This window comes from Streptomyces sp. NPDC046985 (genome assembly GCF_040644415.1).
GTDB lineage: Bacteria > Actinomycetota > Actinomycetes > Streptomycetales > Streptomycetaceae > Streptomyces.
In genome coordinates this window covers 1-26,592 of sequence record NZ_JBEYWK010000011.1, presented here as the reverse complement: position 1 = coordinate 26,592, position 26,592 = coordinate 1, and the positions used below count along the sequence as shown (strand labels likewise).

Below are 26,592 nucleotides of genomic sequence, written 5' to 3'. Positions count from 1 at the left end.
CTGATCCACAGGTCTACCAGTCGAGCTGATCCGCATCCCTCGCGTAGGGGCTGAGGCGGTAGTGGGCGATGCGTGACCGGGCCGCCTCCGGGCTGATCCCCAGGGCGGTCCCGAGTGCTTCCCTCTGCACGAGGTCGTCGTCCAGCGTGCGTGCGGCGCGCTGTCCGATCCGGCGGCCGAGACGGTCGAGGACGTCCGCCGCCTTGATGGCGGCCGGCGGTGCGTCCAGGGCGAGGCGGTCGAGTTGCTCCTCCAGCAGGATCAGCAGCTCGTCCAGGTCACGCGGAAGCGGCACGGTCTGTCCGGCGACGGCCTCGATGTGGAGGGACCACTCGTCATGGAACGGATCGTCGTCGAGGTAGCCGCCCTCAAGACGGTCCCAGTCGAGGGGGACCGCGGCGCCGCGCCAGCCGCAGGCGCAGGCGGCCCGGACCGCCGCCGCCTTCGGTCGGTTCAGCCGACCGGTGTAGGCCCACCACTCGTTGGTCGTCTGGAAGTTCGAGCCGCTGCCGAGGTCGATGCAGGCGGTCTCCGGCTCGCTTCCGTCGGCCAGCACGGCGCCCACATAGCCTGCGTGGGAGGGACCGAACTCGGGCGTCGTCCAGGTCATCCGGCATTTTCCTCTCGGCCGCCGACAGGCTAGTAGTGACCGCATGCTGCCAGGCCGCTCGAACGCGCGCAGCGCTTCGCGTAGATGACCTCCGTAAAGGGGAACCCACCAGCCACCGCAGACCTGGTCACGCGCGGCAAGGCCAACGATGCGGCAAATATGGCGCGATGAGCGGGCCCTGTTCGACTTCGGGCAGAGCTGCCCCTGGGGGCGACGGCTGACGGCGCCCTGCCTACGCTGCACCCTGGCCGCGCACCGCCAACGCACCACTGCGCCCGCTCTGTTGCGGTTCTGGGGTGTGGGGCGCCGGCGAGGGCGGTTGCCGGGACTGGGTGAGCGCCCACAGTATCCGGCTGCGTGAGTCGGTGGGTTCGATCACGATGACGGTGGCGCTGCCCGCGGCGACGGAGGCGATGCCGGCTCTCGTGCCGCAGGAGTGCAGGGGGTAGCGGCGCCGGCTGCCGTCGGTCTCGACGGCGAGGGTGGTGGCCTGTCCAGCGCCGAGGCATTGGAAGGCCACGCGGTACTGCTCGCCCGGGTCGGGCGGGTCGAGGCGGATCGTGGCGGGTATGCCTGTCTGGGAAGCTCCGGTGCGTATCGCGGTTTCGGTCGTGGGCCGGTAGCGCTTCAGCGTGGCGAGAAAGCGGGACATGTCGTCAGCGCCGGAAGCGTGATGCGGCCGACGGGGAGGACCGGAGTACGTTCCGGCGGCGGCTAAGCCGATGGCGCACAGGGCTGCCATGCCCAGGACGGCTATGGTGGCGGCCGGGCGCTCTTTGTCGTACATCCGTTCCCGCTGTTCCGGGAAGGCGGGTCGGGAGCAGCGCGGCGGTGTCCAGCGGGTAGGCAATCCTGTTCTCCGATGCGTCAGTCGGTGTGGGGTCCCGCTCTCTCCGAAACGCCGGAGGACCGGGCGTAGGTGGCGACGGCGGCGGCGATGAGGGTGAGCGCCGGTCCGCCGCGGTGGGCGAGCGCCGTCAGGCGGGTGAAGTCCTCGGAGTACCGGCGGACTTCGCCGGCCTGTGTCACCGTGAGGAACGCGGAGACCAGCTCGACGTTGACCTGCCGGTCGTCGAACATCCAGAAGTCCTCGACCGGGGGCATGGTGCGGCGGTCGGCGTTGGTCGGGATGATGCCCAGCTCCACCGAGTCCAGGACGCTGGCCTCCAGCAGGCGGCTGAGCTGTTCGACCATGACCTCGTGCGGTCCGATCCGCCGGTAGAGCACGGACTCCTCCAACACGATGGCGAAGCGCTTGCCCCTTTCGGTCAGGACTCTCTGCTTGTCCATGCGGGTGACGACCGCGGCCTGCACGTCGTCGGCGAGGCCCCGGCGCTCGCGGATGCCGGTCAGCACGGCCGTGGTGTAAGCGCGGGTCTGCAACGGGCCGGGGATCAGGTTCTGCGCGTAGGCCCTGAACACCCGGGTCTTCTCCCACAGAGGGAGCACGCTTTCCTGGGCGTGGCGCAGGCCGGCCTTCTCCATGACCCGCCACTCGATGTACATGGCGTCGATGCCGCGGGCGGTGAGAACCAGCTCCTCCGCGGCGCTCTCGTCTCCGCAGGCGCGCGCCCAGGCCACGATGTCCGTCGGGGAAGCCGCCGCATGTCCGTTCTCGATACGGCTGCATTTCGACTCGTGCCAGCCGCACCGGCGCGCCAGTTCACGGGCAGTCAGTCCATGCTGGAGTCGGAGGGCGCGTAATTGCGAGCCGAGACCGCGGCGCGCTTCGCGGATGCTGGAAGAGGTTGGCATGCGGACAGTGTGCAGGGTTCGGGCAGGCAACCTCTAACCGCACGAATGCGTGAATCACCCTTAAGTGCGATGTTTTACGGGGATGTGCGCTCGCTCGGGTTTGCGGATACGTGCGGCATGCTGTCTCGCGGCGGGAACAGCATCAGCAGCCGGGCGGGGACCTCCACCACCGTCTCGTGCTCCGGAACCTTGATCGACGTCAGCCGGGACGGATCGGCCACCTTCCAGGACTGTAGGAGATAGGTGTCCGATTCGTCATCGTAATAGAGTGTAGGCGACCCATTGTTCGGGCTCTCAGGGTCCTTGCACAGCAGGCGCAGCGCCACGGATTACCTCCACGCGGGGGGATTAGTTGACCCTTTGAGGGTGAGTGATCGCGGACGGTAGTGCATAGCGACTTGCGGATACTTGCGGATGCGAAACGCCGCCTGAGCGTGCTGTGCGAAAATTTGCGACCTGAACTGGGCACGTCATACGCGCGCCGCAGAATCCGGCGCCGCCGATCCGGACACCGGCCCGGACATGAGCGCGGCCCGGCCAGTCGCTGCGGCTGACGCGTTCGGCGTCGTCGTTCCCGATGCGGCTCGACTCACTCGATGCGCTTGGCTCGCCGTGGTTCGCCGACTACGACCGCGCGCTGGACACGGCCGCCGCCGGCAAGGTCACGGCGTGTGGACCGGGCGGCGAGACCCGCCGCGCCCGCAACGGCCGCCGTGTCGTCCGGCGCTGGGCGATGGGGATGGACGCCGACGCCGCGATATGGCCTCGCGGCGGCGCTGTGACCTGCGACGACCAGATCAGTTGAGAGGTCTGGTCGCTGGGAGTCTCAGTTGATCCGGGCCAGTGATCCGGGCCGGGAAGGGGCGACCGTGGTGCGGGTGCGCCGCTCCGGCAGCGGGTCCGCCAGGTTCCAGCCCTCCTCCAGTAGCTCGTCCACCGCCGTGACCGCCTTCGCGAGGCGTTCGTGCGGCGAGCCGTGCAGGGTCAGGAAGCGGCGGCCCGTGCGGGTCAGTTCGGCGGCGAAGCGGTCCGTCATCCAGGGGCGGAGTTCCTCACCGTCACGCAGGCCGTCATCCTCGAAGGGCACGTCCCGGTGGTCCGTCAGCAGCCACAGATGCCGGAGACCGCGGGCAGCGATTTGCGCCACCGCAGGACTTGCGGCGCCGAGGTAACGCTCGTGCCAGACGGTCGTGGCGAAGGCGTCCGTGTCGCAGAACAGCACCGGAGAGCCCTTCTGCGCCGCCCGGTCCTCCCGCGTCTGCTGCTCTGCGGCGATCACCGGGAACTCCTCGGAGGCAAAGGAAACTTGGGACCAGTGCGCTCCCGGACCCAGCGCCGCCAGCTTCCGTTCGCTGAATTCCCTGCCGTACTCCGCCACGCACTGCGTCTGCGCCCAGATCCCGCCGCGCTGCCGGTAATGCTCCGTCAGTGCCCGCGCGAGGGTGGTGGTGCCCGTCGACTCGGCGCCCAACACCACGACGCGGCGCGCCAGTGCGCCCCGTACCGCGGGGGCGAGGTACGGCCAGCAGCCGACCGGGTCCTTGCGCACCGCCGTGCCGGAGACGGGGAAGGCGGTGCGGTCCGGGTCCACGCACACCGCGGCGGCGCCCATCCGGCGGCCTAGCTCCTCCCCGTACGCCTCCGAGCTGAACACCGCGTCGACCGGGTCCGGTACGGCGGCTCGGAAGATCGCGATGTGCGCCTCCCACACCTCCGGGTCGGTCAGGTCGACGGGGACGTCGTCCACCGCGCCGACCACCTCCACCTCCGCCTCCGGGTGCTCGGCCCGCATCCAGGCGACGCGGTCCGCCAGCGGGACGGACTCCACCGATGAGGCGCAGACCAGGACCGTGAGCCGCTCGCAGGCCGCGGCGGCGGTCCGGACGAGGTGGTGGTGGCCGGCGTGCGGCGGATAGAACTTGCCGAGCACCAGCCCGTGCCGGTACCTGCTCACGCGGCCGTCACCACCCGCGGCGCCGCCGCCCCGAGCCAACTGCGCAGGCCGGCCACGCACAGAGCGAGGAAGCCGACGTACAGCAGGGAGGTCAGGTACAGCTCCTTGTACGCGTAGAGGGGGACGTAGACCAGGTCGGCGGCGATCCAGATCCACCACGACTCGACCAGCTTCCGGCACTGCCCGTAGGTCGCTGTCAGCGACAGGACGGTGGTGAGCGCGTCCCAGCCGGGGACGGTGGAGTCGGTGACACGGCTGAGCAGCAGGGCCAGTGCGGCGAAGCCGACGGCGCCGGAGGCGAGGAGCCAGCTCCATTCGGTACGGGTGGTGCGCCGTACCGGGAGGCTGTCGCGCCGGGCGCCGCCGCCTCGTACCCAGGTCCACCAGCCGAAGCAGGCCAGGGCGATGAAGACGACTTGCAGGCCGGCGTCGGCGTACAGGCCGGCGTCCACGAAGAGCACGATGAAGAGAACGTTGTTCGCGATGCCGATGGGCCAGTTGGCCAGATGCTGCCGGGCCACGAGCCACACGCACAGCGCCCCGCTCCCGAAGCCGAGCACCTCCGTCCAACTGACGGGTGTCTGCAATACGGTGAACAGCGGCTGCTGCAATGCCTGCACTGGGTTCATGACCCCTCCCAATTTTCGTCTCCCCGACGATCACTAATCGTCGGGGAGACGTAAAGTCGGGAAGGGCGCTTGGCGTCCATGAACGCCCTCGCAGGGTGGTGAGCTTCGATGCTGAGCGGAACGCCGAACGGGCGAGTGCGCTCACGCTCCGTCAGCATGACACGAACTATGGGCGGTTGTTGCAGGGGGCAGCCAAGCGCTGTACTTCTGGCTGCCCGCGTCTCAGACGCGCGGGGCGCGGTGGTCGGGCATGCGTCCGCCAGGCGACCACTCGATCAGCGGCGGCCGGACAGCCCCGCACAACGCATGTCCACGTGTGTCCGTCAGCCCCAGCCTCCCTACGAGCAGGCCGTTCTTCACGGCCGCCATGAGAACCTCGGGGCCGATGCCGTCGAACATCAGCTTCGCCCGTCGGAACATCGCGAACGTCTCGCGATCGTCAACCGTCCCCCACGACAGGTAGACGAACCGTGCGCCTGGCCGCCCCTGCACGTACGGGCCGCGTACATCCCAACCCCCCTCATACGGGGTGGAAGTGACCTCTAGCTCCCACCGCGTCGATGACGCGTTCCCCGGATACAGACCCAGCAACTCGGCCGGCCGGCCGCGCCGCTGCACCGCGACATGGACGTTGTGATGTCCGGACGCCCCCGCCGCCTGCCCGCACTCCCGTCCGGGCAGATTCGATCCCTCGACTCGAATCAGCATGCGCCCATCATCCAGGGAACGGCGCCTGCCCGCAGTCATTGCCGGGGCGGGCCCTGCCTGAAGAGTTCCGCCTCACTCTCGTCAGCCGGGCGCCCCCTCCAGACAGGCACTGAGACACTGGACGACCGTCGGGAGGCTCGTTTCGACTCATCCGCCGAGGGCATCCGGCTGCCATGGAGACAAGCGAGAGCACCGAAGAAGTGATCGGAACCCAAGGGGACGAGCACCACGTCGTCCTCAGCGCTGACACCAACGGCGACGGCAAGCCCGATGTCTGGATGACCGACACCACGGGCGACGGGAAGGCCGACCTCTACCAGTTCGACACCACCGGTGACGGCCAGATCGACGTGACCATCGCCGAGCGGGCCGGAGAGCCCGGGGCCGACCGGCTTGTGGTCGAAGGCGACGGCGGTCACCCCCAACAGTAGGCTGCATGAGATCGTCAGTCGCCGATCGTCACTGAGGTGTCAGCGGGAGACCCGGCCTGAAGTGGAAGAAGGCGCTGGCGTTCTCTGTCGACTTCCTGTGTCATGAGTGACAAAAGCTCGTGTCATCGCCGTGCGGATCGGCACGGCAAGACGGCCTCTGACTTGCTTGGATGCGTGCACGGATGGGGGCCTCGCCCTATTGCAGTCGGCCTGGCAGACGCGCCCTGTGCAGGGGACTTGCAACGGGATCGCGCCTCAGCGGCCCCCATTTTGTGAAAACCGTGTGACGCTTCCTCATGCAGCGGAGGCATAAGCCAGTCGGGGCGAATGGCGGATTTCAGCACTGGGGAGACGCTGAGGCTCGCCACTCGGCCATGTTGCGACCACGGAGAAGGAACGCGTCAGCCGCGACAGCAGGTGTCTTGACACTGGGCGGCTGACGGAAGCGGTCCAGGCTATAGCGATTCGCCCGACACCACCCTCATCTGCGAACTGCCCGGTTCACCGGACCCCGCCCGAACCGGATGGGCACTGCTCGAACTACCCGCCCGCATCCCGGCCAGCTCGACAACGAAGCCTTCCACGGCGTCCTCGGCATGGCCGACCGGCTGCTGGCCCGTCGCGCCGTCACTGCCTGCGAGAGAAAACCGCAACCCTGCCAGGTTGGCGCCGCGCCGCTTGATGTCGTCGCAGGCGACCTCGATGCTGAGCGAGGCGAGCGTGCTCTCGACGCGTAGGTGCGCGGGCCGCACCTCGAACTCCATCTCCATTCTCCACGCGGTGAGGAAGCTGTGCCCGCGCGGCCACTGGGCGGCCCCGGTAAAGTAGTCGTCGTCCGTGCGCTCCAATCGGTGAGCATGACTACCACGACGCTGACGCGTTAGATGACGTTCCCCTGCGTCCTCGCGCATGGCCTCGGCGGCGGTAGCCGTGTGCTGAACGTGGACGACTTTTCCCTCGGGCTATGCAGCTACATACCATCAGGTTTGATTTTTGCAGAATGAGCGGCTCCGTCTCCGTGAGCGCGCGAACGCCCCCATGGCCGAATCCGGTTTCCGTCGCGCGGTTTCGGGCCTGTTCAGTGGGCCGCCGTGGGTGCGGGTGCGATCGGTCTCCAGCGGTCCTTCAGTGATTCTCAAGCAGCTCGGCCAAGCGTGTTCCCGGTGCCGGGAAGAAGAGGGAGATCGACCGGCCGGAGGGCCAGGAGCGTTGTCCCAGGCGGGAATGGTCGGGCCGACGGCACCGGAACTTGCGGTGCGAGAAGTCGGCGCACGCCCGTACGGCACCCGGCGATCGGCGTCGCTTAGCGGCATCGACGTAGACCGCCTGTAAACCGCATGTGCGGTTTGTTAATATGTGCCGTACGGCCCGGGGCGGACCTCCTCGGCATTGCATCAGGAAGGGCTGACATGACGACGGCGCCTGCTCCAGGGCCTCTCGGGACCGACCGGCCCCGGACGCCGACCGGCGTCCGCGCCGCCGTCGACCCCGCCGGCCGCCTTCCCGTGGGCGCGGCAGCCCACCCCAGTAAGCGATGAGCGACGGACGTGACGGTGGTCGTCGGTGACCCGCCGCCCCGACGCGCCAGGAGGCACGTGATGGTCAAGCAGGAGCGAGCGGCCCGTACCCGGCAGGCGCTGATTCGCGCGGCTGCCGAGGTGTTCGCCGAGCAGGGGTTCGCTCGTGCCTCGATCTCCACGGTCAGCCTGCGGGCGGGCGTCAGCAACGGGGCCCTGCACTTCCACTTCGCGACCAAGAGCGCACTGGCCGAGGCTGTCCAGCAGGAAGCCGCGGCCGTCGTGACGCGCGTGACCGAGGGGGCGGAGGAGGCCGCCCACGCCCTCCAGGCCGTGGTCGACGCCACGCACGGCCTGATGGAACGGCTCGACTCCGACATCGTCCTACGAGCCGGGTTCGCCCTGGACGACGGGCCGGACGGCGGCAACGATCTGCGCCGCCACTGGCAGCGCTGGATCGAAGGCGCGCTGGACCGGGCGGAGCAGGAGTCGCTGCTCGCCGACGGGGTGTCGGCGCGCGGGGCCGCCGAGGCCGTCGTGGCGGCGACCGTGGGCTTCGAGGTGCTCGGCGGACGCGACAGGTCGTGGCTCCAAGGCGAGACGGTCACGCGCTTCTGGAACCTGATGCTGCCCCGGCTGACGGCCGCGAGGGTGCCCATGGCGGCGGCGGGCGGGTCGGACCTGTCCGCACGCGACACGCGGAGCGGATCCCGAACGACGCCGCCGCGCTGAGCGGGCGGGGCTCCGGCCGCCTCGGTCAGGTCCATCGGCTTGGGGGTCTTCTCGGCCTGAGCCTCGCCCGGTGCCCCGCCGAAGACGCGGAAGTCGTGAGCGCACGCGAAGACGTTGCGTCCCGTCCCTGGGACACGACGGACATACGTACGTCGGCTCCCGTCGCTGCTGGCCCGCGCAGGCGAGCAGAGACGTCCGCGGACACGGGTGTGCGGTGCAGGGGCGTGCACCTCCCCTGGAGGTCCGCCCAGGTCGTTACGAAGCCCGGGTGTCCGAGGCGCGGAACGGCGGGCGCAGCCGGGCCGTCAGGAGCAGGGCCAATGCGGCCACCTCCCTCGCCGTGGGCTCACCCCTGGAGATCCGGACCGAGGCCATCGACAGGGCCGTCGAGGTCGCAGCGGCGACCGGTGCCAGCGGGGTCTGACGGCCCGCCGGCTGCGCGGGACGCTCCCGTGCGGGGTCGACGCGGACGGAGGGAGCGACGCGTATGGCGGGGGAGGGGGAGGCGGGGGTGGGATCGGTCGGCAGCGGGCGTTCCTCGACAGTGCTCATGCGGGCCCTTTCGACACGGAAGCACCGGCAACGGCCGGTGCCGCACGCTCTATGTTCGGCCGCCGCGCTCAAGTCCGCCTCGGGTCCCGCGCGGGAACACGTCCGGAACCACTCGGGTGTGCGCATGACGGGGTGCCCTTGCCCCACCGGACGCCCTCGCCGCCGACCGGATCGGCGTCGGCCGACGTGTTCCGCGGGAGTGCGGACCGCCCGGTTCGAGACATAGCGTTCACTCTCAAATCGTTGCAACGAAAAAATCGACTAACGTTGCGTTAGATTCTAGTTCGTTGCAACATTTTTAGGCTCTGAGCAGGCAATACATCGAACTTGGGCAACATGTGCGTTGCTAGATATGAAAAGGCAACGTAGCGTTTGCGATATCAGAAACAACGCCGAAAACGAGAGCACCCAGAAGGGCGACATCCGCATCACCGAGGCCACGCACGGCACGGTCGTCCTGCGCACCGAGGCCGGCGCGCTGTCGATCGGCGCCGCCCGCGGGGTCCGCAGCCTCTGACCCCGCCGCACCCGAAGGAGCACCCCTCATGACCGACCTGGCGATCGCCGCGCACGGGTTGCGCAAGTCCTACGGCGACAAGACCGTCCTCGACGGCGTCGACCTGACCGTCCCCACCGGCACCGTGTTCGCGCTGCTCGGGCCGAACGGCGCCGGCAAGACCACCGCTGTGAAGATCCTCTCCACCCTGATCACCGCCGACGCCGGGCAGATCCGCGTCGCCGGTCACGACCTGGCCGCCGACCCGCAGGCGGTGCGCGCCGCGATCGGCGTCACCGGTCAGTTCTCCGCCGTGGACGGGCTGATCACCGGTGAGGAGAACATGCTCCTGATGGCCGACCTGCACCACCTGCCCAAGGCCGAGGGACGGCGCGTGACGGCCGAACTCCTGGAGCGCTTCGACCTGTTGGAGGCGGCGAAGAAGCCGGCCTCCACCTACTCCGGCGGGATGAAGCGCCGCCTGGACATCGCCATGACCCTGGTCGGCGCCCCCCGGATCATCTTCCTCGACGAGCCCACCACCGGCCTCGACCCCCGCTCCCGGCACACCATGTGGCAGATCATCCGCCGACTCGTCACCGGCGGCGTCACCGTCTTCCTCACTACTCAGTACCTGGAGGAGGCCGACCAACTCGCCCACCGCATCGCCGTCCTGAACGACGGGAAGATCGCCGCCGAGGGCGCCCCCGAGGAGCTGAAGCGGCTGATCCCCGGCGGCCACGTCCGCCTCCGCTTCACCGACCCGGCCGCCTACCGCTTCGCGGCCTCCGTTCTGGGCGAGGTCACTCGCGACGACGAGGCGCTGGCCCTGCAGATCCCCAGCGACGGCGCCCAGCGCGACCTGCGCGCCGTCCTCGACCGCCTCGACTCGGCCGGCGTCCACGCCGACGAGCTGACCGCGCACACCCCCGACCTCGACGACGTCTTCTTCGCCCTCACCGGCACAGGCGTCCCCGCCCAGAAGAACGACCAGGCCGAGGAGGCCGTCCGATGAGCTCCCTGTCCCTCGCCGTGCGCGACTCGACCACCATGCTGCGCCGCAACCTCCTGCACGCCCGGCGCTACCCCTCGCTCACCCTGAACCTGCTGCTCACCCCGATCATGCTGCTCCTGCTCTTCGTCTACATCTTCGGCGACGCCATGAGCGCGGGCGTCAACGGCGGCGTCCCCGACCGCTCCGCGTACCTCGCCTACCTGGTCCCCGGCCTGCTTCTGATGACCATCGGCAGCACCGTGATCGGGACGGCGGTGTCCGTCTCCAACGACATGAGCGAAGGCATCATCGCCCGCTTCCGCACGATGGCGATCCACCGCGGCTCCGTGATCGTCGGACACGTCATCGGCAGCGTCCTGCAGTCGGTCGCCAGCGTCGTCCTCGTCGGCGTCGTCGCCCTCGCCATCGGCTTCCGCTCCACCGGCGCCACCGCCCTGGACTGGCTGGCCGCATTCGGGCTCCTCGTCCTCTTCGCCCTGGCGCTCACCTGGATCGCGGTCGGCATCGGCCTGGTCAGCCCGAACGCCGAGGCCGCCAGCAACAACGCCACCCCGCTGATCCTCCTGCCGCTCATCTCCAGCGCCTTCACCCCCACCGACTCCATGCCGGGCTGGTTCCGGCCCATCGCGGAATACCAGCCCTTCACCCCCGCGATCGAGACCCTGCGCGGACTCCTCCTCGGCACCGAGATCGGCCACAACGGATGGCTCGCCGTCGCCTGGTGCCTCGGCCTCACCGTGCTCGGCTACTTCTGGGCCACCTCGAAGTTCGACAGCGACCCGAAGTGACCGCCACGGCGCCGTGAACCGCCTCCGCGGCCCGTCCGGCGCAGGGCGGCGTACCCGACACCCCGTCGGCGTACGCCGCCCCGTCCGCGTACGGGAGGAAGTCGTGCCCGGCTCACCGGGCCGGCCGCGAGGCGGACTGGCCGCCACGGGCATCGGGAGGGCCGCCCGCTCCGCCACGTCCGGGCCGCGAGCAACGCGCAGCCGCCGGCCTCGGCGCCGCCGGTGTCGTCCATCGGGACGCGCTACGTCCCGGGGCGGGGGCGGCTTCAGCCGCGTCCGGCGAGCAGCAGCAGCGCCTCGTGCACGGTGAGCCGGTCGTCGCGGACCGCGTCCAGCAGGACGTCGAGATCGTCGTCCGGGAGCTGCCATACGGCGGGGGCGACCCCGGCCGCTCCGGGTGCGGGAAGGACGGCGACCGGCGTCGGGGCGGGCGTGTACGCCGGTATGGGCCCAGGAGCCGGTATGGGCGCCGGAGCGGGGACGGGCGCCGGAGCGGGGACGGGCGCGGTGGCCGCGCCGCTCGTCGCCCGCGCGACCTCCCGGGCGAAGGACTCCGGCGTCGGGAAGTCATGCAGGTCGGTCGCCGGCACGTGCAGCCCGTACCGGGCGTTGACGGCGGCCACGAACTCCACGAACAGCAGGGAGTCGAGACCCGTGGACCGGAAGGTCTGCCCGGGGTCGATCTTCTCGGGACCGATCCGCAGGGCGTCGCCGAGCATGGCGACGAGGTCCGTCAGTACGTCGGCGGGGTAGTCGTTCGTCATCGCGGGGTCCTCCAAGCAGTCGATGGCACACGGTCACGCGGTGCTGTGCGAGAACACCGGTCGGGCCTTGGGCGGTCGCCTGGTGCACGGTGCCGCGGTTCGGCGCACGGCCGTCTCAGCCCACGCGTACGAGTCGCTCGCTGTTCGTCTCCGCGGGCGCCGCGGTCTCGGGGGCGGCCATCAGGATCGAGCGCTGAAGGCGGCGCAGGGCGGCCGACGGTTCGAGCCCGAGTTCGCGCACGAGGGTGGTGCGCAGGCGCTGGTAGACGTCGAGGGCCTCGCTGCGACGGCCCGAGCGGTGCAGCGCCAGCATGAACTGGCCGTGCAGGGCCTCATGAGTGCGGTACCGGCTGGCCAGCACCGTCAGTTCGGCGAGCAGTTCGCGGTGTCTCCCGATCCGCAGGTCGGCCTCGATGCGCTGGTCGAGCGCGCACAGCCGGGTCTCGTCCAGCCGCCGGGTCTCCATGTCCAGTTGGATGCCGCCGTGCACGTCCGCGAAGGCCGGTCCGGTCCACAGGGAGAGCGCTTCGCGCAGCAGCCGGGCCGCGCCCGGGAAGTCCCCCGAGTCCATCGCCCGGTACCCCACGCCCGCGAGCCGGTCGAACTCGCGGATGTCGCTGGCGCCGCCGCCGCTGTCGAGCAGGTAGCCGCCCGGCAGCGTCACGAGCACGTCCTTGGCGCTGCGCCGTCCGGCCGGGGCCTCCTCTCCATCGGTCGCGCCCCGTTCCAGGGCGGTCGCGATGAGGGACCGGAGCTGGAGCACGTAGGTCTGCAAGGTGGTCCGGGCGCTGCGCGGCGGCGCGTCCCCCCACAGTTCCTCTGTCAGCGCCGACACCGGGACGACCTGATCGGCATGGAGCGCCAGCAGCGCCAACACCTGTCGTGGCTTGGGGGCCGTCGGCGTGACGGAGACTCCGCGCTCCCGCACCGCCAGTGCGCCCAGTACTTGGATGTCCACGCGTACTCCCCTGTCCGTGGATGAGACCTGCTTCAGTTAAAAACAGGGCCTGCGGTTTGTCAATAGAAAACCGACCGCGCCGTTTAAAACCAAGAGGGTATCTGATGTTCCCTCAGAAACCGCTGTTGAACTGGGGTTTCCTGAAGAGAACGAGGGAGATTTCACCTGGTCGCCGGATCGCTTAAGCCCCTCGGGACGGCCTGGGCGGGGAAGGACTCGGCGAGTGGGCCGCGCGGCGAACAAGCCCCTCCGCTACGGAACAGTCGACGAGGGGCGACCGGCGAGTGCGACGCAGATACGCCCGGGGTCACTCTAACAAACCGCTCGTGCGGTTTCTAGGAGAGAGGGCGATCCGCGGTGTCAGAGACTGCGGGCGGTGATGTCGCCGTAGGAGGTGGTGGCGTGAACGGCGAGGGCGGTGACGCCGTCGTTCCTCAGCTCGTTGTGGACGCGGCCGTACGAGGTGCCGGCGTCCAGGGATGCTGAGACGCCGCGGGCGGCGCCGACGGAGATGTCGCCGCGCTGGGTGCTCAGGGTGACCGTGCCGCCCGTGGCCTCGGAGATGCGGATGTGACCCCGCTGGGTGGTGATCTCCGCGGGACCGCCCAGGCGGCCGACCTCGATGTCGCCGTCGTGGGCGCTGAGGCGGGCACTGGCGGTCTCGTCGAGCTTGACCGAGCGGTAACCGCCCTCGACGACCACGTCACCGAGCCGTCCGACGCCCCGGAACGCGGCGGCGCCCGCCTTCGACTCGACGCAGGAGCCGGCGGGCAGCCGGACGGTCACCTCGACGGCGCCGCTGGAGCCGATGAGCCGGTTCCTCGTCGTCGGGCCGTCGATCCGCAGCACCCCGTCGGCGTAGGCCGCCTTGACCTGCTCCGCCGCCTTCACGTCACGGCCTTTCAGCGCGTTCGCGGGCAGGATCTCGACCATGGTGTCGACCCGGTCGGCGGCGATCATCTGCACGCGCCCCGCGGGGAGGCTGACGATGGCGGTGATCGGCGCAGGAGTGTCGAACTTCTGCATCGGACTCTCCTTACGGCTCGCTGTTTCTCTCAGTGGAAATGCTACGTTGCGTTCTGGCTCACGGTGACACAGTCGTTGCGAATAGGCGATATTGACCCAGTGAGAGACGTCAAGTCGTTGCGTTGATCTAAAGACTCAACACAACTAGCACCTCGCCTCCGTTGCAATGAATTGCGGATGAACGCTATGCTGGCGGTGCGTCGACCGCGAAGGAGACCGCGATGCCGGGAGGCAGGCTCACCCATAAGGACCGTCAACAGATCGCGCTAGGGCTAGCCGACGGCCTCGCCTACGCGGAGATCGCCCGGGGACTGGACCGGCCGACCTCGACGGTCACCCGCGAGGTGATGCGCAACGGCGGGGCCGCCGGGTACCGCGCGGACCTGGCCCACCGCGCCACAGAGCAGCGCGCCCACCGGCGCAGGTCCCCCGCGCCCCGCCTCTCGCGGACGGACCCGCAGGCGCAGGCGCACGGGCGCGACCCCGAGGCGGTGCGTGCGTACGAGGAGCAGTTCACCACCGTCATGATGCAGTCGGGCCTGCCCAAGATGATGTCGCGGGTGATGGTCGCCCTGCTGATGACCGACGCCGGCAGCCTGACCGCCGCCGAACTCGCCCAGCGCCTTCAGGTCAGCCCCGCCACCGTCTCGAAGTCGATCGCATTCCTGGAGAGCCAGACCCTCGTGCGCCGCGAGCGCGACGAACGCCGCCGCGAGCGCTACGCCGTCGACGGCGACCTCTGGTACCAGTCGATGACCGCCAGCGTCCAAGCCCTCGTCCAGCAGGTGCAGGTCGCACGGGAGGGCGTCGGCGTCCTCGGCCCCGGCACCCCGGCCGCCGTCCGCCTGGAGAACGTCGCCCGCTTCCTCGACTTCGTCGCCGAAAGCCTCGCCCGCGCCGCGGAACAGGCCCGCGAGGTCCTCTCCACCGTGCCCGGGACGCCCACGGAGGAGACGGCCGCACCGATGGAGGAACCAGAGAGCAGCGGACTTTGACGCGTCTCATGAGACATCTGCTGATGTCCGGGCCCAGAAAAGATGGAGCACCGCAGGGGCCGCTCGTGTCAGGATGCTGGGCATGCCTGGTCGCGCGCTGAGTTTCGGGGCGGTGGCGGAAGCGTACGAACGGTTCCGGCCGGGGTATCCCGTGGAGCTGTTCGACATGGTGAGGGCGTACGCGGGCCACCCGGTTCGGACCGCCCTCGAGATCGGCGCTGGAACAGGCAAGGCAACCCGCCTGTTCGCTCAACGAGGGGTCATGGTCACCGCGACCGATCCTGATGGGTCCATGCTCGCCGAACTGCGCAAACACGTGCCGACGAGCGTCGCAACGGTGCAAGCCGCGTTCGAGGACTTGCGACCGGGCGAGCGGTACGACCTGGTCTATGCGGCAGCAGCGCTGCATTGGACGCACCCGGAGGGCCGGTGGTCGCGCATGGCGGCGCTGCTGGAACCGGGTGGCGTGTTCGCCTCGTTCGGCGGGCCATTTCGACTGGCTGACCCGGCGGTGGAGGAGGCTGTCCGCGCGGCGCTAGCGCCGATCTTGGAGAGTGACGAGATTCCGTCGCCTGACGGGACGCCTCCGGATCACGAGATGCAGTGGCCGGGCACGGAGCTGCAACGGTCTGAGTGGTTCACCGGCGTTCAGCAGTCCGTGATCGAACGGCGCGTGACGATGAGCGCTCGTGACTGCGTTGGTCATCTCTCCACCGTCTCGGCCTATCTCGTCTTGCCGACCGCGGAGCGAGAGCAGGTACGCAGCCAGGTCATGCAGGTACTGCCGGACAGAGTCGAGATGGCCGCCGACATCACCGTCCATCTCGCGCGTCGGCGCTCCGAGGATTGATCACGACGCCTCGCCATGTCAGCCCGCTGGCCCCAGGCTGGTTCGGGCGGCGTCGAGTTCCGGCGCTTCAGCCAGCGCTTCGACTCTGGAAGGTGACGACTGCCGCGGAATCGGCGTCCGCACTGTCACCGCTCCGGACGACTGTGTCGAGCCAGGCCCTTGCCGCTCTGGGGCTGTGGAAGCGCATCACGTTGAGCGGGGCGAATCGGGGGTTCGCGCAGCGGCTGGCGATGTCGGCCCTGCGGCGCCTGTACTGCGACCAGGCCCACCAGACAGGGTGGTCGGGCCCGAACCAGGCGCCTACGGTCTCCCTGTTGCCGCCGAAGATCCGGCGACGGAACAGGGTGCGAGCCAGGGACCGGCGCAGCACGCGGCGCATGACCACCGACCGGGAGTAGTCGATCCAGACGATCGTGTCGGCCCGGGTCCACAGCAGTTCTCGGACCTGCGGGTGACCGAAGGAGTCGAAGATCCAGGAGGAACCGGAGCTGATCTGCGACACGTCCTTGAGCAGCCGCGGGTTCTCCTGCCATCGGGGAGCGATGATGGCCAGCCCGTCCATCTCGTGGAAGGGGATCGCAAGACGCTCGGCGATCGCGCGGGCAAGGGTGGTCTTGCCCGCGCCTGTACTTCCCACGACCAAGACCCGGTTCATCCCCCGATGATCCCCATCCGGCGACCTTCAGGTCAAGAGAGGTCCTTCCTCGGATCGACTTCCGTGCTCCGCAGTCGTGGCGCCACCGGGAAAGCGCTGAGACGACCACCTGCTGGGCGGAATGGGCATGACGCTGGGCGCGTGGTGGCGCGGCGGCGCGGCGTATGACGACGCGTAAAATATGGGGTGACGCGTCGGTGCGGCGGTATGGGGGAGACCGAACTCAGCTTTCCTGGCGGCGGAGCGTCTCCCGCGGCAGTTCGCCGAATGTGTCGTGGTAGTAGCCTGCCAGTCGGGACATGCTGCTGAATCCGTACCGCCCGGCGACGCGCGTCACCGTCGTACCGTCCCCTGGTTGAGCCTCGGCAAGCTCCTGACGAATGCGCCGCAATCGGCATTCCCGCAGATATCCGGCGGGTGTGCTGTTCATGTTGTCCCGGAACATCATTTCCAGCGTGCGCCGGGAGACGCAGGAGAAACGAGCCACGTCGCCCACGTGGATCGGGGTGTCGGCGTTCAGGTACATGAATTCAAGCGCTCGGGTCAGGACGCGTGGAGCGTCGTCCCGGACGCGTACGTCCGCTGACTCCGGCACGGCGGTATTAGGGAAGGTCTCGAGCGTCAAAGCCGCGATCAGGTCACCGAAAGCCATGCGCGTGACGTCCGATCCCGCGTAGTCCATATGGAGACGCTGCGAGAACCGCACCACGTCAAGCCACTTTCGCGCCGCTGTCGTACTGACTGGCTCCCTGCTCAGAAGAGCGAAGTCACGTTCTTCGAGGTGGCAACGCTCGGCCACCTTCTCCAGGTGGGTGACCGGGATGCGGACGAGAGTGCAGGAAGAGTCGAACCAGCGGGTGGTGTGCGCCTCATGGGCGTCAGCCATGACGAACACGGCGCCGGCGGAGTACTGACGCTCGACCTGCCTGCTCGCGATCTCGATGCCGCCGGTGCGGACGCGGCACACCGTGACGGTGCCGTACGGCTCCGAGGCGAAGCCCCCTCCCTCGAACTGAAGATCGTCCAAAGTCCAGCCTTCGCAGTCCATACGCGAGTGATCGAAGTGAAACTCACCCTCCGTGCTGACGGGAGAGAATCGCGTGTCGAACAATTTCTGTACATATTCGAGGGCTTCGTCCCGGTTCTCCGACTTGAGGTGCAGTTCCTTCATCGCGCGCCGTGCTTTCAGTGCAGAGATAAAGCATTTTATGAGCTGTGCGCCGCTCATGCGGCGTATTCACAGATTAACGCTGCGATTACAGACTGTCTCGTCGATCTCATTAGTCGATCTCGTCAACGGCAGGACAGCGGCAAGCCGACGATCCGGACGAGCGAGCCGGAGGGAACCTCCAGTTTCTTGATCGCCTTGGCCGGCGGTGACTGGATCATGTGCAGCGGGGTGGCCGCCCGACCGAAGGCAGTCGCCCCGTCTCGGCGCCGGAACCGCTGCGTGAGCGACGAAACAAGATCTATGTTGCACTGAAACGAGGATCTACTCGACGTTGCGCTCAAGTAGCGAGTCATGCAATGGGTTCCGCTACCGGGGTGGCAGCAAGGGGACGTGAAAAGAGGAAGTCATGCCGTCTGGACGCATCGACATCCACCATCACCTCATTCCTTCCTGGTACCGAGAGGCGTTCGAGCGGCACGGCAAGAGTGCGGGCGGGTGGCCCACGCCCGACTGGAGCCGGGCGTCCAGCCTCGCGCTCATGGACGAGCTGGCGATCGAGACGGCTCTGCTGTCCGCGAGCGCTCCCGGCGTCAATTTCGGAGACAGGGCGGAAGCGCGCTCCATGGCCCGGCGGGTCAACGAGTACGCCGCCGAGATGGTCAAGGACAAGCCCGACCGCTATGGGCTCTTCGCGGTGCTGCCCCTGCCGGACATGGACGGCGCCCTCGCCGAGGTGGCCTTCGCCCTGGACGAGCTGGGCGCCGATGGCGTGGGGATTCTGTCCAATATCGACGGACGCTATCTCGGAGACCCGGAGTTCGAGCCGCTGTGGCAGGAACTGGACAGGCGTGGCGCGGTGGTCTTCATACACCCGGAAGCGCCTCCGATGCCCATGCTGAAAGAACTTCCCAGTCCGCTGCTCGACTTTCCCTTCGAAACCACGCGCACAGCCGTGCACATGGTCACCCACGGTGTGATGAAGCGGTACACGAACGTCACGGTCATCCTCGCTCACGCGGGAGGATTCATTCCCTTCGCGTCCGAGCGCTTCGCCATCGCAGGGCGCTTCAGCCCTGACGTCACCGAGGAGGACATGCGGACCGGCATGAAGAGGTTCTACCTCGATCTCGCCTTGTCGTCGTCCCCGACGTCCATGCCGTCCCTGCTCAGCTATGCGGACCCCACGCATCTCGTCTACGGCAGCGACTTCCCGTTCGCGCCGTCGCAGGAGTTCGCCGACATGCTGGACGCCTATCCCCTCGACACAGACCAACGGGCCGCCGTCCGAAGGGGGAACGCGGAGCGCATCCTGCCCCGGCTCCAGAGCGCGTGAGTGACCTCGCCGCCGCGGCGGCCGATCTGTACGCGGGAACGTTTGGACTTTCGCATACGGAGAAACCGGTTTGCGCGTTCCGAGGTGGTGGCGGCTGCCGTGTCGTGGCTGAATGGAAGCAAAATACGTGCGTCGACTCGGCCGCCCCGGTCGCGCCTTACGCTAGCGCGGTGTGGGCGCGGCCGTCCACGCGAGGAGCGATGGCGCGGCTGTTCACGCGGGGAGCGATGATGAGCGGACCCGATGACTTCGGCACCTTCGGCCGCTACGTCGAGACGCCGGTGGCCCAGATGCCGGACGACATGAAGGACGCCTACGACTTCACACTGGGTCTGCGCGGACTCGTGCCCGGCCCGCACAAGATCTGGCTCTCCAACCCCGCCCTGTCGAAGACGATCGTCCCCACCGGGGCGTATTACCAGACGGAGTCGACGCTCACCAAGGCGGAGATCGAGATCGTCACCAACCTCGTCAACGCCAAGTGGCACGCCGCGTACTCCACTTACGAGCACGAGATCATCGGGGAAGACGCCGGCGGGCTCGACAGCCGCAAGGTGGAAGCGCTCATCGGCGGCCTGCCCACGTCCTTCGACGACGACCGCCAGCAGCTCGTCTACGAACTCGCCACCACCCTGATCGCCCCCAGGATCGTCCCTGTGGGCCTCTACAAGCGCGCCAAAGGTCTCATCGGCGACGCCGGCATCGTCGACGTCACGGTCCTCGTCGGCTGGTTCACCGCCGTCTCCATGACCCTGGCCGCCTACGACGTCCCCTCGGACGCGACAGGACTCGACCAGTAGCTGAGCACGTCACCCGGGTAGGAGGAGACATCTGATGACCGGCGACCACCGACACGGCGAAGCCGACGCTCCCTACGGGCTCGGGGGCCGACTGCCCCTCCTCTCGGAGGAGAAGATGACGGCCGCCCAGCGGAGCGTGTTCTCCGCTCTCAGCCAGAAGGAACTCGTGTGGGCCGAACGCTCGGGCTTCGTGGCGAAGGACGCGGAAGGACATCCGGTAGGCCCCTTCAACCCCGTCCTCTACAGTCCGGACCTCGCACAGAGCTTCCTCGCCTTCCAGAGCAGTGAGGACGCGCACACCTCCCTCGACGACCGCATACGCCAGATCGTGATACTGACCGTCGGCTCCGCATGGCAGGCCGCCTACGAGATGTACGCGCATTCCGCCGTGGGCCGCAGAAGTGGCCTGTCGGAGCGGGAGATCGACGATCTGACGCACGGCCGCGCGCCCGAGGGGCTGAGCGACACCGAGCACGCGGCCTTCGACTTCACCCGGCAACTGACGAGCGACCGCAGAATTTCCGACGAGTGCTGGACACGCGCCCACAGCCTGATGGGACCCGAGGGCGTCGTCGACGCGCTGTTCCTCATCGGCGCCTACCAGACCGTGTGCGGAATCCTCAACGCCGTCGAGGTGCCCGTCCCCGGGTGAGCCGGGGCTGGGGTGTGTCCGCTCTCCAGGGAGAAGCCATGCCTTCACGACTCGCCACAGCCGCGCTCGTCGGCGCTGGACTGGCTGCCAGGGCTGTCCGGTCGGGATTCGCGCCGAAGCCGGTGCCGATTCCGTCGCTTCAGCCCGACGCGTTCCCCCTGCCCGAGGCCGATCCTCCCGACGGCATGGACGTCATCGCCGTACCGACCGGGGTCAACCACCGCAACGCGCTGTACGCGTACCGCGGCGGGTCCTGCTTCGACCACCGTGACTTCTACATCGGCGCCGCCCTGGTCAAGCACCCACAAGGGGATCTTCTCCTGGACACCGGGTTCGGCCGCGGCATCGACCAGCAGTTCTCCACGATGCCCAGGCTGTTCCAGAAGCTGACGAAGTACACCGTGTGGCGGTCGGCGGTGGACCAACTGGCCGCCGCTGGCTACGACATGTCCCGGCTGGGCGCGATCCTCCTCACGCACGCGCACTGGGATCACATGAGCGGGCTTCCCGACTTTCCCGGCGTGCGTGTCATGGTGACCCGCCGAGACCTCGAAAGCTACATGAACCCCCACATGCACGGGAGATTCGGTCCTCCTTTCAGCGAGACCCACTTCGAGTGGGACCCCTTCGACTTCGACGGCGGCCCGTACCTGGGGTTTCCCCGCAGTCTCGACGTGTACGGCGACGGCTCCGTCGTGTGCGTGCCGTCGCCCGGTCACACACCGGGCAGCATCGTCATCTTCGTGACGACGGCGACCGGCCTGAAGTACGCCTTCGTCGGAGATCTCGTATGGCAGCGGGAAGGGCTGATCAGGCGCGAGGAACGGCCGCTCGTCTCACAGATATGGGCCGACTTCGACGCCAACGGCACCCGCACCCACATCATCAAGATGGCGCAGGTCGTGGCAGCGATGCCAGAGCTGGTGGTCGTCCCCGCCCACGATCAGAACGCGTTCGCCGATCTGGGGCGCCTTCCCCGCGTCAAGACCGACGGCGTCACGCTCCAGAACCCCGTAGATCCCGCGGAGCTGCCCTGATCAGGCGGCTAGGCCGGCGGCCCGACACACTGAGGAAGCGTCATGTCCCACCGCAGACGCAGCGAGATCGTCACCAACGAGCAGTCACGGATCGAGGTGCTCGTCGAGGGAGCGGGGCCGCCCGTCGCCCTTCTGCCCTCCTACGGGCGGGACGGCACCGCGGACTTCGACGACTTCGCCGGCCACGTCGCCGCGGACGGGTACACCGTCATCCGGCCTCAGCCGCGAGGAGCGGCCGGCTCGACCGGTGTGACGAGCGACGTCTCCCTCACCGACCTCGGCGCCGACGTCGCCTCCGCGCTGCGAGCGACGGCCCACGCGCCGGCCGTGCTCCTGGGCCACGCCTTCGGCAACATCGTCGCACGCGTCGTCGCCACGACCTGGCCGGAGTCGGTGCATGCCGTGGGGCTGCTCGCCGCGTCCGGCTCACGTCCGCCGCCCGACATCGCAGAGACGCCCGCCATCGCCGGCGACGTCACCGCGCCGGAGGCGGTCCGTCTGGACGCGCTGCGCCGCGGCTTCTTCGCCCCCGGCCACGACCCCCACCCTTGGCTCGCGGGCTGGTATCCCGACGTGCTGGCCATGGAAGTCGCCGCGGCGCCCCGGGGCGACCTGCGGAAGAACGCCTTCTGGAACGCGGGGACGGCGCGGCTCGTTGAAGTGATACCGGAGTTCGACCCCTTCAAGCCCCGCGATCAGTGGCTGGAACTGCGCGAAGAGAACGGCGGACGGGTCACCACGAGGATCGTCGCGGGCGCCGGCCACGCGCTCTTCCCCGAAGAGCCGACCGGCGTCTTGGACGCCCTGCTGCCGGTCCTGAGACGTCTGTGCCACGCCAGCCCTCTCCGCCGGTATGACTGATCTGGCTGATGCGCTCGCGATCCCGTCGAGCACGGGCCTTACCGGTGAGGACTGAGGACGCATGTCGATCCCGCGCCAGACGGTACGAGAGCGAGAACCGGTGAGCGGGCACGGAGGGCCTTCAGCGGAACCGTTGTGACATCCGAGCACGGAATGGAGCAGACGCATGAAATTCCTTTTCGACGACGAGTCGTTCTCCTTCGAAGCGCTTCGCGCCGCCGGCTATGCCACATACGCCGGAGCGGAACTCGGTGAGGTCATCGAGACGTGCCTGCGGATCCCGGAGGGCGACGAGAGCGCATGGTCGGCCCAGTGGGCCAAAACCGCTGAACGCGTCGAGGGCATCGGGAAAGCCGCGTTGAACGCCGGACACAAGGTGAGCGCGCGCGAGGCGCTGCTGCGTGCTTCGAACTACTACCGCACCGCCGACTTCTACCGCCGCGAAGACCCTGCTCACGACGCGGAGTCGGCACGCCTGGCATCGGCCTCTCAGGGGACCTTCGCTCAAGCCGCAGCACTGCTCGACGTCCCGGCCCGGCCGGTGCGCATCCCTTACGAGGGAACGACGTTGCCCGGCTATCTCTTCCTGGCCGACGACTCCGGTGACGTCCGGCCGACCGTCATCTACCACGGCGGATTCGACTCGACGCTCGAAGAGAACTACTTCGGACTGGCCGTCGGCGCCTTGCGGCGCGGTTACCACGTGCTCACGTTCGACGGTCCCGGCCAGGGGACGGCTCTTCGCGACCAGGGCCTCCACTTCAGGCCGGACTGGGAGGCCGTCGTCACGCCCGTGGTCGATTTCGCGACCACCTGCCCGGAGATCGACGCGACTCAGATGGTCCTCGTCGGCACCAGCCTGGGAGGCTATTTCGCCGCTCGCGCTGCCGCGTTCGAGCCCCGACTCGCGGCATGCATCCTGCATGACGGCGTCTACGAGGCGCACAGCGTGTTCGCAAAGCTTCCCGTAGCCGCGTCAGGCGGTGCTGATGACGTAGACGCCAAGACGCGCTGGGTCATCGACAACGGCCAGTGGACCTTCGGCGTGGAAAGCGTGCGGGAACTGATCGAGGCATCCGAACCCTACACAATGGAGAACATCGCCCAACAGATCGACTGCCCGACCCTCGTTCTGGAAGCCGAAAACGACATGTTCTTCAGAGGGCAGCCAGAAAAAATCTACGAGGCCTTGTCCTGCCCGAAGGACATCATTTCCTTTCCTGCGAACGAGGGCGGCGGCGAGCACTGTCACGAAGGCGCCCTGGCGCTCTGGCACCAGCAAGCCTTCGATTGGCTCGCTCGCACTGTGTAGCGGTGAGCGCGGGCGGCGTCGTGCCGGTGGGGCGTGGTCCGCTTCGCCGTCGCGGGTGCGGACGGGGAGGTGCGCGCGGTTCCGGGGGCTGGAGGGGGCTTGAGAGAGGCATGGAGGGACTGGAGGGGGGTGGTGCAGAGTTGTGAAGGAATTGGGGGTGGTCGGTGTATTGTCTGCGGCCGCGGGGCGGCCCGGGGTGGGCGGCGTGTGCCGGGGGGAGCGCGATGCGGGCAGAGGTGGCGGTCGTCGGCGGAGGTCCGGTCGGTCTGCTGGTGGCGGCGGAGCTGGCGGCGTTCGGGGTCGACGTGGTGGTGCTGGAGGCGCGCGACGTCGTCTGGGAGCAGCCGAGGGCGACGACGCTGCACGCGCGGGCGGTGCAGTGCCTGGCACGGCGGGGGCGGTTGCCGGAAGAGGAGTCGGGGGGGTTAGGAGGTTCGTCCGGCGGCGCCTCTGACGGGTCCGGCGGGGGGTCCTTCACCGGTGGTCCGTCTACGGCGGAGTTTCATTTCGCCGGGGTGCCGGGGCTGGTCATCACGGCGCCCGAGGGTGAGCCCGCGCCGATTCTGAAGTGCCCTCAGGCGGAGCTGGAGCGGCTCTTCGAGCGGCAGGCGAGGGCTGCGGGTGCGCGGGTGCTGCGCGGCCACGCGGTGACGAGGCTCGTGGAGGGGCCTGATGCGGTCGTCGTCGCGGCCGAGGGGCCGGCGGGGCCGGTGTCCTGCACCGCGCGGTACGTGGTGGGCGCGGACGGCGCGCGGAGCGTGGTGCGGGAGCTGGCGGGCATCGCCTCGGACGTGTGGCCGGCGACGGTGTCCGCGCTGGCGGGCCAGGTGCGGCTGGTCGACCCTGGCGCGCTGTCGCCGGGCTGGCACCGCACGCCGCGCGGCTGGATCGTCGCCAGGCCGGACGCCGACGGGTCGCTGCACCTGCGCACCCTGGACTGTGCGGGCGCGCACGGCGAGCGGGGGGCGGCGCCGACGCCGCAGGAGCTGGAGCGGGAGGTGTCCCGGATCGCCGGGCGCGATATCCGGCTGGCCGAGCCACGCTGGCTGAGCCGGTTCAGCGACTTCACGCGGCTGGCGCGGCGGTTTCGTGCGGGGCGGGTGTTGCTGGCGGGGGACGCGGCGCATGTCCATTTTCCGATCGGCGGGCAGGGGTTGAGCGCGGGTGTGCTCGACGCGGTCAATCTGGGCTGGAAGTTGGCGTTGGCGGTGCGGGGTGAGGCGGGGGCAGGGCTGCTGGAGTCGTATGAGCGGGAGCGGCGGACGGCTGCGGGGCGGGTGGTGGAGTGTGCGCGGGCGCAGTTGGGGTTGATGCGGCCGGGTCTGGAGGGGGAGGAGGTGGCGCGAGTGTTGGGGGCAGTGTTGGCGGGGGGCGGGGACGGGGTGCTGGCGGGGATGGTGAGCGGGCAGGACACGGTGTACGAGCGCTGGGCGGGCGCGGCGGGCTCGACGGGTGCGGAGGACGCGGCGGGCGTGGGGGAGGGGAGTTTCCTGGGGAACGTGCGGTTGCGGGTCGGGGGGCGTGGGGGCCGCGTGTGGACGGATGTGATCGGGGTGCTGCGGGCGGGCGGACCGGTGCTGCTGGTGCCGGAGGGCTCTGTTCCCGGGGTGTACGAGGAGTTGGTGCGGCCGTGGGGCGGGGTGGTGCGAGTGGTGCGGGTGGGGGCCGCGGCGGGGGTGGGGGTGTGCGGGGCGGTGTTGGTGCGGCCGGACGGGTATGTCGGGTGGGCCGAGGGTGCCGGGGCCGCGGGGGCCGCTGGGAGCGGCGGGGGGTTGAGGGACGCGTTGGGGGCGTTTTTCGGGGCGGGGTGCGGGGCGGGGCGGGGGCCGTGTCCGTGCGGCGGGGTCGGGCGGGGGGTCTGTCGGCGGGTTCCGTGCCCGCCGGCGCCTTCCCCGGACCTCGGGCCGCGGTCGCGCACGCCGCTTCCGGGGGCGCGTCCCTGACCCCTGTTCCGGGGTCCGCTTTCGGGGCTGTGCTCCTGACCTCGTTCCGGGCGTCGTTTCCGGGTCCGCGTCTCTGACCCCTGTCCCGGGGGCCGCTTCCCGGGGCTGTGCCCCTGCCCGCGACCGTGGGCGTCGCTTTCGGGGCTGCGTCCCTGACCCCCCGTTCCGGGGGGTGTTTGCGTGGCCGCGTCCCTGACCTTCGAGGTGACCCTTGTTCCGGGCCTTTTCCGGGGTCCGCGTCTCTCACCCCCGTTCCGGGGTCCGCTTCGCGGGGCTGTGCCCCTGCCCGCGGCCGTGGGCGTCGCTTTCGGGGCGGGGTCTTTGACCTCAGTTCCGGGGGCTGTTTTCGGGGCCGCGCTCTCCTGGCCCTTGTTCCCCGAGGCCGCCCCTCGTTCCGGGGGCCGCGCACCTGACCCCCGTGCCGTGCGGGGGCGGGCGGTCGGGTGGCGGGGCCGTGGCGTGTCGGCGGCGATGGTTGGGTGGCCCGTCCGCAGCTTGTCCCGCCCCGGTCCCGCCCGGCGCGCGGTCCCCGGCGGCGCTGTCCTGCCCGGTCCCCGCCGTCGGGTTCTGGCCGGCTTTTCGCGGCTCGTCCTGCCTCGCGTGCTCGCTCGGCCCGCGCGGGACGGCTCCGCCGCCCGGGTCTCGCGGCTCCGCCCCGCCCTGCCTGCCCGGCCTCTCGCGGTGCGTCGCGGCGGCTTCGCCGCGCCCGGCCCGGCTCCGCGCGTCCGCCCGTTTGGTCCTGTGCGCCCGTTCGGTCCTGTCGCTTGGCTCTCGCCGTCTGGCCCTTGCGTGCCTGTCCGGCTTCGCCTGCGTGTCCGGCGGCCTTGCGGGGCGGCTCCGTGCGGGGGTGCCCGCGCCCGGCTCCGTCCGGCGGCCCGGTTCCGCGCGGGGTGGGGGGCCGTGCTGTGGGGGGCTCCGTGCGGTGTGGGCCCGCGGTGGGGGTTTGTGGTTGTTGGGTGGGGGTTTAGGTGGTGGGTGCGGGGTGGCGGGTGGTGTGGGTGGGGGTGGGGGTGGGGGTTTCGGTGGTGGGGGCTTGGGTGGTCTCGGT

29 protein-coding genes are annotated in these 26,592 nt (G+C 69.5%); 15 read left to right on the top strand and 14 right to left on the bottom strand.

Annotation, left to right across the window (positions count from 1 at the left end; translation table 11 throughout):
* Positions 1-13 precede the first annotated feature (13 nt).
* The 4 genes from ABZ861_RS16185 to ABZ861_RS16170 all read right to left on the bottom strand — a co-directional run bounded on the left by ABZ861_RS16185 (position 14) and on the right by ABZ861_RS16170 (position 2,691).
* Complete coding sequence (locus tag ABZ861_RS16185) at positions 14-610, bottom strand: hypothetical protein (protein WP_361630052.1); 597 nt, start codon at positions 608-610, stop codon at positions 14-16.
* Between the two features lie 232 nt (positions 611-842).
* Positions 843-1,262, bottom strand: a complete 420-nt coding sequence (locus ABZ861_RS16180; protein WP_361630049.1) for a hypothetical protein — start codon at positions 1,260-1,262, stop codon at positions 843-845.
* A gap of 215 nt (positions 1,263-1,477) precedes the next feature.
* A complete protein-coding gene (locus tag ABZ861_RS16175; RefSeq protein ID WP_361630046.1) occupies positions 1,478-2,365 on the bottom strand; it encodes a helix-turn-helix transcriptional regulator in 888 nt (295 codons plus the stop codon).
* Between the two features lie 74 nt (positions 2,366-2,439).
* Positions 2,440-2,691: a hypothetical protein gene (locus tag ABZ861_RS16170; RefSeq protein WP_361630043.1), complete on the bottom strand. Its 252-nt coding sequence runs from the start codon at positions 2,689-2,691 to the stop codon at positions 2,440-2,442.
* 251 nt (positions 2,692-2,942) lie between these two features.
* Here ABZ861_RS16170 and ABZ861_RS16165 point away from each other — a divergent pair, with 251 nt between their 5' ends.
* Entirely contained in the window at positions 2,943-3,170 is a 228-nt protein-coding gene (locus ABZ861_RS16165; RefSeq protein WP_361630040.1) for a hypothetical protein, read from the top strand.
* 21 nt (positions 3,171-3,191) lie between these two features.
* On the opposite strand, the gene ABZ861_RS16160 is transcribed toward ABZ861_RS16165, so the two are convergent.
* From ABZ861_RS16160 to ABZ861_RS16150, 3 genes are all read right to left on the bottom strand, one after another.
* Complete coding sequence (locus ABZ861_RS16160) at positions 3,192-4,319, bottom strand: AAA family ATPase (protein ID WP_361630037.1); 1,128 nt, start codon at positions 4,317-4,319, stop codon at positions 3,192-3,194.
* Positions 4,316-4,948: a nicotinamide riboside transporter PnuC gene (pnuC, locus tag ABZ861_RS16155; RefSeq protein ID WP_361630034.1), complete on the bottom strand. Its 633-nt coding sequence runs from the start codon at positions 4,946-4,948 to the stop codon at positions 4,316-4,318. The genes ABZ861_RS16160 and pnuC overlap by 4 nt, the downstream gene beginning before the upstream one ends.
* Positions 4,949-5,170: 222 nt before the next feature.
* The gene (locus ABZ861_RS16150) at positions 5,171-5,656 is read right to left on the bottom strand and encodes a DUF5990 family protein (RefSeq protein WP_361630031.1); all 486 of its coding nucleotides are present in this window, start codon (positions 5,654-5,656) and stop codon (positions 5,171-5,173) included.
* Between the two features lie 173 nt (positions 5,657-5,829).
* Between ABZ861_RS16150 and ABZ861_RS16145 the strand changes: the two genes are divergently transcribed.
* On the top strand, positions 5,830-6,087 hold the full coding sequence (locus ABZ861_RS16145; protein ID WP_361630028.1) for a hypothetical protein: 258 nt from the start codon (positions 5,830-5,832) through the stop codon (positions 6,085-6,087).
* Positions 6,088-6,542: 455 nt separating this feature from the next.
* Here ABZ861_RS16145 and ABZ861_RS16140 read toward each other — a convergent pair whose 3' ends face one another.
* Positions 6,543-6,935 carry a hypothetical protein gene (locus ABZ861_RS16140; RefSeq protein WP_361630025.1) on the bottom strand — a complete coding sequence of 131 codons (393 nt, stop codon included), beginning with the start codon at positions 6,933-6,935 and terminating at the stop codon, positions 6,543-6,545.
* 750 nt (positions 6,936-7,685) lie between these two features.
* Here ABZ861_RS16140 and ABZ861_RS16135 point away from each other — a divergent pair.
* Complete coding sequence (locus ABZ861_RS16135) at positions 7,686-8,336, top strand: ScbR family autoregulator-binding transcription factor (protein WP_361630022.1); 651 nt, start codon at positions 7,686-7,688, stop codon at positions 8,334-8,336.
* Between the two features lie 255 nt (positions 8,337-8,591).
* On the opposite strand, the gene ABZ861_RS16130 is transcribed toward ABZ861_RS16135, so the two are convergent.
* Positions 8,592-8,888: a hypothetical protein gene (locus ABZ861_RS16130; RefSeq protein WP_361630019.1), complete on the bottom strand. Its 297-nt coding sequence runs from the start codon at positions 8,886-8,888 to the stop codon at positions 8,592-8,594.
* Positions 8,889-9,240: 352 nt separating this feature from the next.
* Between ABZ861_RS16130 and ABZ861_RS16125 the strand changes: the two genes are divergently transcribed.
* From ABZ861_RS16125 to ABZ861_RS16115, 3 genes are read left to right on the top strand one after another with little or no spacing between them, the layout of a single operon-like run.
* The gene (locus ABZ861_RS16125; RefSeq protein WP_361630466.1) at positions 9,241-9,405 is read left to right on the top strand and encodes a hypothetical protein; all 165 of its coding nucleotides are present in this window, start codon (positions 9,241-9,243) and stop codon (positions 9,403-9,405) included.
* Between the two features lie 28 nt (positions 9,406-9,433).
* Entirely contained in the window at positions 9,434-10,399 is a 966-nt protein-coding gene (locus ABZ861_RS16120) for an ATP-binding cassette domain-containing protein (RefSeq protein WP_361630016.1), read from the top strand.
* The gene (locus ABZ861_RS16115) at positions 10,396-11,187 is read left to right on the top strand and encodes an ABC transporter permease (protein ID WP_361630013.1); all 792 of its coding nucleotides are present in this window, start codon (positions 10,396-10,398) and stop codon (positions 11,185-11,187) included. Before ABZ861_RS16120 ends, ABZ861_RS16115 begins: the two co-directional genes overlap by 4 nt.
* Before the next feature lie 266 nt (positions 11,188-11,453).
* On the opposite strand, the gene ABZ861_RS16110 is transcribed toward ABZ861_RS16115, so the two are convergent.
* From ABZ861_RS16110 to ABZ861_RS16100, 3 genes are all read right to left on the bottom strand, one after another.
* The gene (locus ABZ861_RS16110; RefSeq protein ID WP_361630010.1) at positions 11,454-11,951 is read right to left on the bottom strand and encodes an acyl carrier protein; all 498 of its coding nucleotides are present in this window, start codon (positions 11,949-11,951) and stop codon (positions 11,454-11,456) included.
* 115 nt (positions 11,952-12,066) lie between these two features.
* Positions 12,067-12,909 (bottom strand): AfsR/SARP family transcriptional regulator, encoded by an 843-nt coding sequence (locus ABZ861_RS16105; protein WP_361630007.1) that lies wholly within the window; start codon positions 12,907-12,909, stop codon positions 12,067-12,069.
* Between the two features lie 360 nt (positions 12,910-13,269).
* Positions 13,270-13,935 carry a DUF4097 family beta strand repeat-containing protein gene (locus tag ABZ861_RS16100; protein ID WP_361630004.1) on the bottom strand — a complete coding sequence of 222 codons (666 nt, stop codon included), beginning with the start codon at positions 13,933-13,935 and terminating at the stop codon, positions 13,270-13,272.
* A gap of 221 nt (positions 13,936-14,156) precedes the next feature.
* Between ABZ861_RS16100 and ABZ861_RS16095 the strand changes: the two genes are divergently transcribed.
* The gene (locus ABZ861_RS16095) at positions 14,157-14,930 is read left to right on the top strand and encodes a helix-turn-helix domain-containing protein (RefSeq protein ID WP_361630001.1); all 774 of its coding nucleotides are present in this window, start codon (positions 14,157-14,159) and stop codon (positions 14,928-14,930) included.
* A gap of 82 nt (positions 14,931-15,012) precedes the next feature.
* Positions 15,013-15,780: a class I SAM-dependent methyltransferase gene (locus tag ABZ861_RS16090; protein ID WP_361629998.1), complete on the top strand. Its 768-nt coding sequence runs from the start codon at positions 15,013-15,015 to the stop codon at positions 15,778-15,780.
* A 67-nt stretch (positions 15,781-15,847) separates the two neighbouring features.
* Here the strand turns inward: ABZ861_RS16090 and ABZ861_RS16085 are convergent, their stop codons facing one another.
* Both ABZ861_RS16085 and ABZ861_RS16080 read right to left on the bottom strand, forming a co-directional pair.
* Positions 15,848-16,435, bottom strand: a complete 588-nt coding sequence (locus tag ABZ861_RS16085) for an AAA family ATPase (protein WP_361629995.1) — start codon at positions 16,433-16,435, stop codon at positions 15,848-15,850.
* A gap of 223 nt (positions 16,436-16,658) precedes the next feature.
* On the bottom strand, positions 16,659-17,663 hold the full coding sequence (locus tag ABZ861_RS16080; RefSeq protein ID WP_361629992.1) for a helix-turn-helix transcriptional regulator: 1,005 nt from the start codon (positions 17,661-17,663) through the stop codon (positions 16,659-16,661).
* A 349-nt stretch (positions 17,664-18,012) separates the two neighbouring features.
* On the opposite strand from ABZ861_RS16080, the gene ABZ861_RS16075 reads away from it, so the two are divergent.
* The 7 genes from ABZ861_RS16075 to ABZ861_RS16045 all read left to right on the top strand — a co-directional run bounded on the left by ABZ861_RS16075 (position 18,013) and on the right by ABZ861_RS16045 (position 25,544).
* Complete coding sequence (locus ABZ861_RS16075; RefSeq protein WP_361629989.1) at positions 18,013-18,939, top strand: amidohydrolase family protein; 927 nt, start codon at positions 18,013-18,015, stop codon at positions 18,937-18,939.
* Between the two features lie 230 nt (positions 18,940-19,169).
* A complete protein-coding gene (locus ABZ861_RS16070; RefSeq protein WP_361629986.1) occupies positions 19,170-19,739 on the top strand; it encodes a carboxymuconolactone decarboxylase in 570 nt (189 codons plus the stop codon).
* 34 nt (positions 19,740-19,773) lie between these two features.
* Positions 19,774-20,391, top strand: coding sequence for a carboxymuconolactone decarboxylase family protein (locus tag ABZ861_RS16065; RefSeq protein WP_361629983.1), 618 nt, complete (start codon positions 19,774-19,776; stop codon positions 20,389-20,391).
* A gap of 38 nt (positions 20,392-20,429) precedes the next feature.
* Entirely contained in the window at positions 20,430-21,428 is a 999-nt protein-coding gene (locus ABZ861_RS16060; RefSeq protein ID WP_361629980.1) for an MBL fold metallo-hydrolase, read from the top strand.
* A gap of 42 nt (positions 21,429-21,470) precedes the next feature.
* Positions 21,471-22,289: an alpha/beta hydrolase gene (locus tag ABZ861_RS16055; RefSeq protein WP_361629977.1), complete on the top strand. Its 819-nt coding sequence runs from the start codon at positions 21,471-21,473 to the stop codon at positions 22,287-22,289.
* Positions 22,290-22,455: 166 nt separating this feature from the next.
* The gene (locus ABZ861_RS16050) at positions 22,456-23,601 is read left to right on the top strand and encodes an alpha/beta fold hydrolase (protein WP_361629974.1); all 1,146 of its coding nucleotides are present in this window, start codon (positions 22,456-22,458) and stop codon (positions 23,599-23,601) included.
* A 224-nt stretch (positions 23,602-23,825) separates the two neighbouring features.
* Positions 23,826-25,544 carry an FAD-dependent monooxygenase gene (locus ABZ861_RS16045; protein WP_361629971.1) on the top strand — a complete coding sequence of 573 codons (1,719 nt, stop codon included), beginning with the start codon at positions 23,826-23,828 and terminating at the stop codon, positions 25,542-25,544.
* Positions 25,545-26,592 lie beyond the last annotated feature (1,048 nt).